Genomic DNA, 11,299 nt, shown 5'->3' with positions numbered 1-11,299 from the left:
GCGCCCGGCGGCACGACGCGCAACAGCTGATCCACTTCGATCTGGTTCGGATTGGCGAGGTTGTTCCACGTCGCGATGTCGCGGTAGTTCTGGCCGTTTTCGAGCGCAATCCTATAGAGAGTATCGCCCGGCTTCACCCGGTAATATCCCGGAGGCGGCGGCCCGAGCGGCACCGGCGGCTGTGCGCCAGCGGTGCCGAGCGCCGAGGTGCGGTCCACCACGGGCGCATTGTCCAGACGCGTCGCGCAAGCCGTCAGCAGACAGAGCGCGATGACCGAAGCACTACGTTGGGCTGTGGTCAAATCGATATTCAGGCGTTTTCTTTGCATCGCGCGCAACATACTCATCGGTTTCAGATCACTCCGGATTTTAAGGGGACAAAGAAAACGCGATCAAGCCTCGACTCCCGCCACTGCGCGGGGCCCGTGCGCTCCACCAGCGTGAGCACCTGGGTCGCCTCGTCCTGCTCCGCGACCGGCGCTACGAGCCGCCCGCCAATGGCGAGCTGCTCAAGTAGCGCCTGAGGCACGTCGAAGCCGGCTGCGGCAATCACGATCGCGTCGAACGGCGCCGCCGACGGCATACCGAGCCGTCCGTCGCCATAGTGCAAGCGGATGTTCGGGATGCGCAGCGGCCGCAGGTTCGTCTTTGCGCGCTCGTATAACGGCTTGATGCGTTCAATCGAATACACATCGCGTGCGATCCGGCTCAGCACCGCGGCCTGATAGCCGCAGCCCGTGCCGATTTCGAGCACGCGTTCCAGTTCACGGCCAGCACCCGCGAGTTCCAGCATGCGGGCGACCACCGAAGGCTTCGAGATGGTCTGATGATGGCCGATCGGCAACGCCGCATCTTCGTAGGCCTGAGCCGCAAGGCCAGGATCGACGAACATGTGGCGCGGCACGGTTGCAAGCGCCTGGAGCACACGCGAATCGGTTACGCCGTTCGCACGCAGGCGTTCGACCATGCGTTCGCGAACCCGTTCCGAAGTCAGTGCGAGCGCGCCGTTAAGGGGGACGCCCGGCGCACCCGCGCCCGGCGTCACGCCAGCGCGCGGCGCAGTGGCCGGACGCGTCTGTGCGCTCCTCGCCCCCGCCGGAAGCGCCTTCGATGCGGCAGGCGAAAACGTTTGAGCGGCGCGGCCGGAAAGATCGGCGCGAGGCACGGCGGACTTGCGCGCGGGCGACGCGGCCGTATGCGCCACACCAGGCGCCTTGGCGGCCTTGACGACACCCGTGCCATTCACCGCGGACGATCGCACGCCCGGCGACCCAGCATTTACCGTGCCCTTGGCCGCGACCTTCGCACCCGGCTTGCCCGCGTGCGTTGTGCGCGCATCAGCAAGACGCGCGCTACCCGCACGCGCCTCGCCGGGACGAACATCGTCGCGACGACGCGGCTCTCGAACGAGATCCGCGAGGCCGAGCGGGAAACGCCTGGTGCGCTCGCCCGTCATGAAGCGCTGCCGCCCTGGCGCACCCAGTCGTGCGTCGCCGGCAACATCTGCGTATGGGTCAGGTCGAGTTGCAGCGGCGTGATCGACACCTGGCCGTTCGACACCGCGTGGAAATCCGTGCCCTCGCTCGCGTCGCGCGCGCTGCCCGAAGGACCGATCCAGTAGATCGGCTCGCCGCGTGGATTGGTCTGGCGGATCACCGGTTGCGAAGGATGGCGCTTGCCCAGGCGCGTGACGCGCCACTCGCCCATTTCCTCGTAAGGCAGGTTCGGAATATTGACGTTCAGCAAGGGATTGCCGGGCAGCGGATTAGCGAGGTAATGCGCGACGATGTCGGCGGCCACGCGTGCGGCGGAATCGAGATGCACCCAGTCTTTATCGACGAGCGAGAAAGCAATGGCCGGCACGCCGAACATGATGCCTTCGGTGGCCGCGGCGACCGTGCCCGAGTAGAGCGTGTCTTCGCCCATGTTCTGGCCGTTGTTGATGCCGGACACCACGAGATCGGGCCGATGTTCGAGCATGCCCGTGAGCGCGATATGCACCGAGTCCGTGGGCGTGCCGTTGACGTAGTAGAAACCAGTGCTCGTCGAACGCAGCACCGAGAGCGGGCGCGAGAGCGTGAGCGAGTTCGAGGCGGCGCTGCAGTTCTGCTCGGGCGCCATCACCGTGATCTCGCCAAGCGGCTTGAGCGCTTCGTAGAGCGCGGCAATGCCGGGCGCGAGATAGCCGTCGTCGTTGCTGAGTAGTATTCGCATCAGCCGATTGTAACCGAGGAAAGAAGGCAGACGAACGACAGGGAGGACGCCTTCCTATGCGTGCCGACGGCGCACTTTACGACACGATGCGCGGCACATTCCGACTCGCTTTCGGAGCACGCTTCTGGCGTCGTCGTGCGCGTCATCGACACCCTCATCACAAAAATAAACGCACGATCGTTCGCATTACGACGGATTGCCGTACACTGTGACGCTCTAGCCGGATCCATGACTGACGTAACACGAACCGACGTAACACGACAGGAGACACGATGCGCGCAATCCGCTGCAACCAGTTTGGCCCGCCCGACACGCTCACGCTCGAAGATCTGCCCGACCTCGTGCCCGGCCCCGGCCAGGTCGTGATCGACGTGAAGGCGGCTGCCGTGAACTTCCCGGACGTCCTCATCATCGAGAACAAGTATCAGATGAAGCCGCCGCTGCCGTTCACGCCAGGCGCGGAAGTCGCGGGTATCGTGCGCGCGGTGGGCGAAGGCGTGAAGTTCGCGCCGGGCACGCGCGTCGTGGCCTATGTGGGCAACGGCGGTTTCGCCGAACAGGCGATCGCCGACGCATCGGCGTGCGTGCCGCTGCCCGATGCCGCCGATTTCGCCACGGCCGCCGCCTTCACGCTCGCTTACGGCACCTCGCATCACGCCGTGATCGATCGCGCGCAACTCAAGGCCGGCGAGACGATGCTCGTGCTCGGCGCGGCGGGCGGCGTGGGTCTGGCGGCGGTGGAAATCGGCAAGGTGCTGGGCGCGCGCGTGATCGCCGCTGCGTCGAGCGAGGAAAAGCTCGACGTGTGCCGCCGCTTCGGCGCGGACGCCACCATCAACTACAGCACCGAAGATCTGCGCGAGCGCATCAAGACGCTCACCGACGGCAAAGGCCCCGATGTGATCTACGATCCGGTCGGCGGCATTTACGCGGAACCGGCGTTTCGCAGCATCGGCTGGCGCGGCCGCTATCTGGTGGTCGGCTTTGCCAATGGCGAGATCCCCAAGTTGCCGCTGAATCTGGCGTTGCTCAAGGGGGCGAGTCTGGTTGGCGTGTTCTGGGGCGACTATGCGCGCCGCGAGCCGCAGAACAATGCGGCGGCGTTCGCGCAGATGGTGGGCTGGATCGGCGAAGGCAAGCTCAAGCCTTATGTCTCGAAGCGCTACAAGCTCGCCGATGCGGCGCAGGCGCTCAAGGATATGGCCTCGCGCAAGGTGACGGGCAAGATCATCATCGAGCCTTGAATCGTTTTATTTGACGACTCGCGCTTGATGAAAAAGGCTCGCCGGTTTCCCGTGCGAGCCTTTTTGTTTTGCCGCTTTGCGCCCGGCGCTTGCTAGACGATCTGTTGCGCGCGCAACTGCGCGATGCGCTCAGCGTCATAGCCCAGCGACTGCAGGACTTCGTCGGTATGTTCGCCCAGTTCGGGACCGAGCCAGCGCGTGTCGCCTGGTGTCGCCGAAAGCTTGGGCGTGACGCCCGGCAGTGCGATATCGATACCTTCTTCAGCCGGTTCGCCCGGCTTCTGCCAGCGGAACTGCTGGATCATCTGGCGCGCGGCGAATTGCGGATCGGTGAACATATCGGCGACGCTGTAGATGCGCCCGGCGGGCACGTCGGCGGCGTTGAGCACGTCCAGCGCTTCGTCGATGGTGCGCGTGGACAGCCACGCGGCAATCGCACCGTCGATTTCCGCTGTGCGCGGCACGCGCCCGTCGTTGTGCGCGAGCGCCGGATCGCTGGCGAGATCGGCGCGATCGATCGCCGTCATCAGGCGCTTGAAGATGGGATCGCTATTGCCGCCGATCACGATGCTGCCGTCGCGGCACGGATAGGTGTTCGACGGCACGATGCCAGGCAGCGACGCGCCGGTGCGCTCGCGCACCATGCCGTAGACGCCGTACTCGGGCACGACGCTTTCCATCATGTTGAACACGGCTTCATAGAGCGCCACGTCGACGATCTGGCCACTGCCGCCGTTCATGTTGCGATGATGCAGCGCCATCATTGCGCCGATCACGCCATGCAGCGCCGCAATCGAATCGCCGATCGAAATGCCGATGCGCGGCGGCGGCAGCTCCGGATAACCGGTGATATGGCGCAGTCCGCCCATCGATTCGGCAATCGCGCCGAAGCCCGGCCGGTCGCGATACGGCCCGCTCTGGCCGTAGCCGGAAAGTCGCACCATCACGAGGCCGGGATTCTCCTTCGACAAAACGTCGTAGCCCAGACCGAGTTTTTCCAGCAGGCCAGGCCGGAAGTTTTCGATGACGATGTCGGCTTCCTTCGCCAGACGCCGCACGATTTCCTTGCCCTCTTCGGCCTTGAGATTGACCGTCACCGACTTCTTGTTGCGCGCCTGCACGGCCCACCAGAGCGAGGTGCCGCCGGCTTCCGGCCAGAGCTTGCGCCATTTGCGCAGCGGATCGCCGCCCTTCGGATCTTCGATCTTGATGACGTCCGCGCCGAACTCGCCGAGAAAACGCGCCGCGAACGGGCCCGCGATCAGCGTGCCGAGTTCGAGCACTTTCACGCCCGCGAGCGGACCGGTTGCCGATGGGGATGCGCTTGCACTTCCAGCGGCGGATTCGTGGGATCGGTCTGCGCTCATGGGTCTCCTGGTAGCTCTCTTTGTTCTGGGTGCGTTACATCGAACGCCGGTCGAGCATCGCGCGAGCGATGGTGCCCGCATCGACATATTCGAGCTCGCCGCCCACGGGCACGCCGCGCGCCAGACGCGTGACGGCCAGACCGCGCGCCTTGAGCGCCTGGCCGAGATAATGCGCGGTGGCCTCGCCCTCGTTCGTGAAGTTGGTCGCGAGCACGACTTCCTTGACGACGCCGTCCGAAGCCCGCTTTACCAGGCGGTCGAAATGAATCTCTTTGGGGCCGATGCCGTCGAGCGGGCTCAGATGCCCCATCAGCACGAAATACAGGCCGCGCCAGGTCATGGTCTGTTCGAGCATGATCTGGTCGGCGGGGGTCTCGACGACACACAGCAGCGTGGGATCGCGCTCTCCATCGAGACATGTTTCGCAGACCTGAGCTTCGGTGAAGGTGTTGCACTTCTCGCAATGCTTCAGGTGATCGGTCGCGAACAGCAGCGCCTGGCCGAGCTTTTCGGCGCCTTCGCGATCGTGCTGCATCAGGTGATAGGCCATGCGCTGCGCCGACTTCGGCCCGACGCCGGGCAGTACGCGCAGCGCCTCGACAAGCGCCGCCAGGGCGGAAGGTTGTTTCATGCGGATTCAGCGTGGTGAAACCAAAAAAACGGACGCAACGGACCTGCAAAAGCGATGCAAAAGACAAGGCGCGCGGCGGTCCTTCGAACCGTCGCGCGCGTGGCGCCGCATAGCCTGGCTGTACTTCGGGCCGCGCGGCGCGCGTGCCTTAGAACGGCATCTTGAAGCCCGGCGGAATCGGCAGGCCGGCGGTCATGCCGCTCATCTTTTCCTGCGACGTGGCTTCCGCCTTGCGCACGGCGTCGTTGAACGCAGCGGCGACGAGGTCTTCGAGCATGTCCTTGTCGTCGGCGAGCAGGCTCGGGTCGATCGACACGCGGCGCACGTCGTTACGGCAGGTCATCGTGACCTTGACGAGACCGGCGCCAGCCTGACCTTCGACTTCGATCTGGGCGAGCTGCTCCTGCGCCTTCTTCATGTTTTCCTGCATCTGCTGGGCTTGCTTCATCAGCCCGGCGAGTTGGCCTTTCAACATTTCATTGCTCCTTCTGGATCATGGTGATTCAGTGTGTCACTCGCGCGCGCGGTGCGTGAGCGCCGCGCGGCGCAATTCAATGGGCGGCTTGACTGCCGCCCTGCGCGGCTTCGGGCACGATCGGCCGGATCGAACCGGGCACGATGCTCGCGCCGAAGTCGCGAATCAGTTGCTGCACGAACGGATCGGCGCCGATGTCGCGTTCGGCGTCGCGCTGGCGCTCCGCGCGCATGGCGGCGTCGAGCGCGGCGGCCGTACGACGCGCCGGACCCACCGTCACATCGAGTTCGACTGTCTTGCCAAGGCTTTCGGCGAGCGCCGACTTGAGCTTCGCGACCTGCGAGGCTTCCGCGTACTGCGGCACCGGCACGCTCAGCTTCAGCACGCCGTTATCGAGCGCGGTGAGTTCGCTGTTGAAGGCGAGCTGATACGAGATGCCCTTGAGCGGCAGCGTCGCAGCCAGCGCGGGCCAGTCGCCCGTGAAACCGATGGCGTCGAGCGCAATGCCCGGCGGCAGCTTGCTCACATCGACCACGGCCGCCGACGATGCGACAGGCGCAGCCGCGCGCGGCGCGCGAGGTTCGCTTTCGAACGACGACGAGAAACCGTCATCGGGCGACGAGAAATACGCATCGTCGGCGCCGAGCGGCACGTAATCGTCCGGCGGAATATCGTCCCACGGCGGCGCGCCCGAAGCGTCCTGCGAGGCGCTCGCCTGACGGGCGGGCTGGCGCGCCTGCGCTTCCTGCGCGGCGGCGGCGCGGCGTGCGGGATCGGGCGTGGGCACCTTCACTTCCATGCGCGGCGCGGCTTTTTGCGCAGCGGGCGTGGCAGGCGCGGCAGTTGCAGCGCGTGCGCCGCGTTCCGGCGAAATACGCAGGCCCTTGTTGCGCAGCACGTCGAGCGCCGCGCTTGCGCCGCCGGCAGCGCGCGATGCGGGCGCTACGGGTTCTTCGGCGACTTGCACGGGTGCGGGTGCGGGCGTCGCCTCGGGGTCTGCAACCGGAGCCGGTGCGGCCGCGACAGGCACTGGCGCAGGCTCTTCGACCTTGGCTACGTTCGCTTCAGGCGCGGCTTCGTCTTCCCACGGCGGCACGATGCGCGCTTGCGGCGCGCTCATCGATTGCGCCGCGACGGGCTGTTCGGTTTCGGCCTGCGGCGCTTGAGCGTGTAAAGGCGCTTCTGCGGGCGCCGCGACCGGCTTTTCAACGCGCCGCGGCGCAACGACTGGCGCAACCGGCTTCGGCGCGACCACACGCTCAACCGGCGCAGCATTCGCAGCCGACGTCGCCGCGGCAGCCGCAGCCGATGCAGGGCGAGCAACACCCGCCGCAGCCGGCTTCGACGCCGGCGCACTGCCCACGTTGCCCGCGCTAGCCGACGGTTCGAACGCCAGCATACGCAGCAGCGTCATCGTGAAACCGGCGTACTCATCGGGCGCGAGACCCAGTTCGCTGCGACCGAGCGTGGCGATCTGATAGAAAAGCTGGACCTGTTCGGGGCTCAACGCATCCGCGAAACGGCGCAGATCGTCGGCTTCCGGCCATTCGTCGAGCACCGATGCCGGCGCGAACTGCGCCCACGCGATGCGATGGAACAGGCTCGCAAGGTCCTGCAGCGCCGTGGAGAACGACAGGCTGCGCAGCGCCATTTCGTCGGCGATGGCCAGCACCTGCGCGCCGTCACCCGCCACCAGCGCATCGATCAGGCGGATCAGATAGCTCTGGTCGAGCGCGCCGAGCATGCCGCGCACAGCCTCTTCCGTGACCTGATTGGCCGAATAGGCGATCGCCTGGTCGGTCAGCGAAAGCGCGTCGCGCATCGAGCCGTCGGCGGCGCGCGCGAGCAGACGCAGCGCCTGCGATTCGAACTCGACCTTTTCTTCGCCCAGGATGTGCGTGAGATGCTCGACGATATTGCCCGCGGGCATCTGCTTCAGATTGAACTGCAGGCAGCGCGACAGAACCGTGACCGGAATCTTCTGCGGATCGGTGGTCGCGAGGATGAACTTGACGTGCGGCGGCGGCTCTTCCAGCGTCTTCAGCATCGCGTTGAAGGCGTGGTTCGTGAGCATGTGCACTTCGTCGATCATGTAGACCTTGAAGCGCGCATCCACTGGCGCGTAGACGGCGCGCTCAAGCAGCGCGGCCATTTCATCCACGCCGCGATTACTCGCCGCGTCCATCTCGACATAATCGACGAAACGGCCCTCGTCGATTTCCCGGCAAGCGCGACACACGCCGCACGGCTTCGAGGTCACGCCCGTCTCGCAATTGAGCGCCTTGGCGAAGATCCGCGAGAGCGTCGTCTTGCCCACGCCACGCGTGCCCGTGAAGAGATACGCGTGATGGAGACGGCCGCCGTCGAGCGCGTGCGTGAGCGCGCGCACCACGTGCTCCTGTCCGACGAGCGAAGCGAAATCCTTCGGTCGCCACTTGCGTGCGAGAACTTGATAGGTCATCTGGAAATTGTATCAGCAACGCCCGCGCGTCTAGATGAATCGCAAGGCGGGCAGCGCCTTGCGCACGGGGCGTGACGGGCATGTGCGCGACGTCGGGCGGCAGGCATGACGCAAAGCGCGAATGCACATGCACGCACAGGTGCTGAACGCGACATCACGGCGCACGTACGACGTTTGACTTTGGGGATACTGCGGAAAAAATCAGAGAGGAACAGCAGAGAAAAGCAGAAGAGATCAACTGAGAAAGTTGAAGGTGACGAGCCCGACCCTCGGCACTGGCGGAAAACGGCTGTGGCTGCTTCGTTCCCGACCTGACCAGGTTGACCGCCCCACCATGCGAGGAGGCCCGTCACGTCGCATTCTAACACTGGATACCCAGTCTTGAGAATGCCGCACTGCAAAACTCTTCGAATCCGCAAAAAATCGCCTTGCTCGCGCAGCGCGCGGCACAGCGCAGCAAGCCCTTGCAAACCCTGCCGTCAGCACCATATCGAAATTGTGAAATGCATGCGGGCGCACGTACTTACGTGAAGCCAGTATGAGTCTTCCACCCTTGCGGCACGAAATTCGCGCACGATCGGTATCACAGAGAAGCACGAATACAGCGCATAAAAAGCGGGAAACCCTGCTGGCGGTATGCGTACTATCACCGTCGGCAACGCATAGGGATTTAGGCTAAACTGGCGGCGACCTTCGTCAGGAAAGCCCTGGCGAGTGGATCCGGAGCCGCCCGGCATGGCTGGGCATCCCCGGAACTATTTTGAGTTTTGGTGTATCGTGGCGAGCAATTCAATCAGCCTCGATCCGAAAGAGGTATTTAGACAATGAGCGAACAAATCAAGCACATCAGCGACGCATCGTTCGAACAGGACGTCGTGAAATCCGATAAGCCCGTGCTTCTGGACTTCTGGGCCGAATGGTGCGGCCCCTGCAAAATGATCGCGCCGATTCTCGACGAAGTCGCGAAGGACTACGGCGATCGCCTGCAAGTCGCAAAGATCAACGTCGACGAGCATCAATCGACGCCGGTCAAGTTCGGCGTGCGCGGCATCCCGACGCTGATCCTCTTCAAGAACGGCGCCGTCGCGGCGCAAAAGGTTGGCGCACTCTCGAAGTCGCAGCTGACCGCGTTCCTGGACAGCCACCTGTAAAAAGGCGCCGCGCCGCAAGCACGCTCTCCATGCCCGGCCGGGCGAGCACCCTCCCCGGCCTGTCCGATTCAAATAACGAATACTGGATGCATGGAGCGGAATCACGAGCAAGCGGCGCACTCGCAAGAATGCGCGGGCGCGCATGTTGTCCAACGACAACACGCGCCTGAAAAACATGCCGAAACATGCCGTTGGCCTTCCCTGACGGTTTTTGGCGTGTGCTATGCTAGAATTCATAAAGCGTCTACCCGGCGCCCTTATATAAGTCCTTGAGCGGTTCCGCTCGCTTCTTTTCCCCCTGACTTCTTTTCGTCGCTCCCTTCCCGACGGGTTCTCCGTATGCATCTTTCCGAGCTCAAGTCTCTGCACGTGTCCGAATTGATCGAGATGGCCAATGGCCTCGAGATCGAAAATGCGAACCGCCTGCGCAAGCAGGAACTCATGTTCGCGATTCTCAAAAAGCGCGCCAAGACGGGCGAAACGATCTTCGGTGACGGCACGCTCGAAGTGCTCCCGGACGGCTTCGGCTTCCTGCGCTCGCCGGAAACCTCGTATCTCGCCAGCACGGACGATATTTACATCAGCCCGTCGCAGATCCGCCGCTTCAATCTGCACACCGGCGACACGATCGAAGGTGAAGTGCGCACGCCGAAGGACGGCGAACGCTATTTCGCGCTCGTGAAGGTGGACAAGGTCAACGGCCAGCCGCCGGAAGCCTCGAAGCACAAGATCATGTTCGAGAATCTCACGCCGCTGCACCCGAACAAGGTGCTGCTGCTTGAGCGTGAGATGCGCGGCGAAGAAAACGTCACGGGCCGCATCATCGACATGATCGCGCCTATCGGCAAGGGCCAGCGCGGCCTGCTGGTCGCGTCGCCCAAGTCGGGCAAGACCGTGATGCTTCAGCACATCGCGCACGCCATCAAGCAGAACCACCCTGATGTGGTGCTATTCGTGCTGCTGATCGACGAGCGTCCTGAAGAAGTGACCGAAATGCAGCGTTCGGTGGCGGGCGAAGTGATTGCCTCCACGTTCGACGAACCGGCTGCGCGTCACGTCCAGGTCGCCGAAATGGTGATCGAAAAGGCCAAGCGCCTGGTTGAAATGAAGCACGACGTCGTGATTCTGCTCGACTCCATCACGCGTCTGGCACGCGCCTACAACACGGTAGTGCCGGCCTCGGGCAAGGTGCTCACGGGTGGTGTGGACGCCAACGCGCTGCAACGTCCGAAGCGTTTCTTCGGCGCGGCACGTAACATCGAAGAAGGCGGCTCGCTCACCATCATCGGTACGGCGCTGATCGAAACCGGCAGCCGCATGGACGACGTGATCTACGAAGAGTTCAAGGGCACCGGCAACATGGAAGTGCACCTGGAACGTCGTCTCGCGGAAAAGCGCGTCTACCCGTCGATCAACCTGAACAAGTCGGGCACGCGTCGCGAAGAACTGCTGATCAAGCCGGACATCCTCCAGAAGATCTGGGTGCTGCGCAAGTTCATCCACGACATGGACGAAGTCGAAGCGATGGAATTCCTGCTCGACAAGATTCGCCAGACGAAGAACAACTCCGAGTTCTTCGACATGATGCGCCGCGGCGGCTAATTTTCGCCTGCGTGACGCAAAGCAAAACGCCCGCTATATGCGGGCGTTTTTCATTTCTGGCAACGCGTTATGGCGTACCCCAACATGAACGTGCACGTTCACGTTGATCTATAATCGGGTCGATGTCCCTGCTGCCGCCAGAAAGCGGCCAACC

10 protein-coding genes and 1 other RNA gene are annotated in these 11,299 nt (G+C 63.9%); 3 read left to right on the top strand and 8 right to left on the bottom strand.

Annotation, left to right across the window (positions count from 1 at the left end; translation table 11 throughout):
- From F3J17_RS27215 to surE, 3 genes are all read right to left on the bottom strand, one after another.
- Positions 1-347, bottom strand: a 347-nt coding sequence (locus tag F3J17_RS27215; protein WP_167066459.1) for a LysM domain-containing protein, incomplete at its 3' end; no start/stop codon positions are given.
- Positions 348-352: 5 nt separating this feature from the next.
- A complete protein-coding gene (locus F3J17_RS27210; protein ID WP_167066456.1) occupies positions 353-1,456 on the bottom strand; it encodes a protein-L-isoaspartate(D-aspartate) O-methyltransferase in 1,104 nt (367 codons plus the stop codon).
- Entirely contained in the window at positions 1,453-2,214 is a 762-nt protein-coding gene (surE, locus tag F3J17_RS27205; protein ID WP_167066453.1) for a 5'/3'-nucleotidase SurE, read from the bottom strand. The genes F3J17_RS27210 and surE overlap by 4 nt, the downstream gene beginning before the upstream one ends.
- Before the next feature lie 272 nt (positions 2,215-2,486).
- Between surE and F3J17_RS27200 the strand changes: the two genes are divergently transcribed.
- A complete protein-coding gene (locus tag F3J17_RS27200; RefSeq protein ID WP_167066450.1) occupies positions 2,487-3,458 on the top strand; it encodes an NADPH:quinone oxidoreductase family protein in 972 nt (323 codons plus the stop codon).
- A gap of 92 nt (positions 3,459-3,550) precedes the next feature.
- On the opposite strand, the gene F3J17_RS27195 is transcribed toward F3J17_RS27200, so the two are convergent.
- The 5 genes from F3J17_RS27195 to ffs form a co-directional block, all read right to left on the bottom strand.
- On the bottom strand, positions 3,551-4,825 hold the full coding sequence (locus tag F3J17_RS27195; protein ID WP_167066447.1) for a CaiB/BaiF CoA-transferase family protein: 1,275 nt from the start codon (positions 4,823-4,825) through the stop codon (positions 3,551-3,553).
- Between the two features lie 34 nt (positions 4,826-4,859).
- Complete coding sequence (recR, locus tag F3J17_RS27190; protein WP_167066444.1) at positions 4,860-5,456, bottom strand: recombination mediator RecR; 597 nt, start codon at positions 5,454-5,456, stop codon at positions 4,860-4,862.
- Positions 5,457-5,604: 148 nt separating this feature from the next.
- The gene (locus F3J17_RS27185; protein ID WP_027818382.1) at positions 5,605-5,931 is read right to left on the bottom strand and encodes a YbaB/EbfC family nucleoid-associated protein; all 327 of its coding nucleotides are present in this window, start codon (positions 5,929-5,931) and stop codon (positions 5,605-5,607) included.
- A gap of 76 nt (positions 5,932-6,007) precedes the next feature.
- Positions 6,008-8,392 (bottom strand): DNA polymerase III subunit gamma/tau, encoded by a 2,385-nt coding sequence (locus F3J17_RS27180; protein ID WP_167066442.1) that lies wholly within the window; start codon positions 8,390-8,392, stop codon positions 6,008-6,010.
- Between the two features lie 252 nt (positions 8,393-8,644).
- Positions 8,645-8,743, bottom strand: an RNA gene (ffs, locus tag F3J17_RS27175) — signal recognition particle sRNA small type.
- Positions 8,744-9,216: 473 nt separating this feature from the next.
- On the opposite strand from ffs, the gene trxA reads away from it, so the two are divergent.
- Both trxA and rho read left to right on the top strand, forming a co-directional pair.
- Positions 9,217-9,543: a thioredoxin TrxA gene (gene trxA, locus F3J17_RS27170; protein ID WP_027818380.1), complete on the top strand. Its 327-nt coding sequence runs from the start codon at positions 9,217-9,219 to the stop codon at positions 9,541-9,543.
- A gap of 339 nt (positions 9,544-9,882) precedes the next feature.
- Entirely contained in the window at positions 9,883-11,145 is a 1,263-nt protein-coding gene (gene rho / locus F3J17_RS27165) for a transcription termination factor Rho (protein WP_027818379.1), read from the top strand.
- Positions 11,146-11,299: the final 154 nt, after the last annotated feature.

This window comes from Burkholderia sp. Ax-1719, assembly GCF_011753055.1.
Classification (GTDB): Bacteria; Pseudomonadota; Gammaproteobacteria; order Burkholderiales; family Burkholderiaceae; genus Paraburkholderia.
This window is presented reverse-complemented; position numbering and strand designations above follow the sequence as displayed.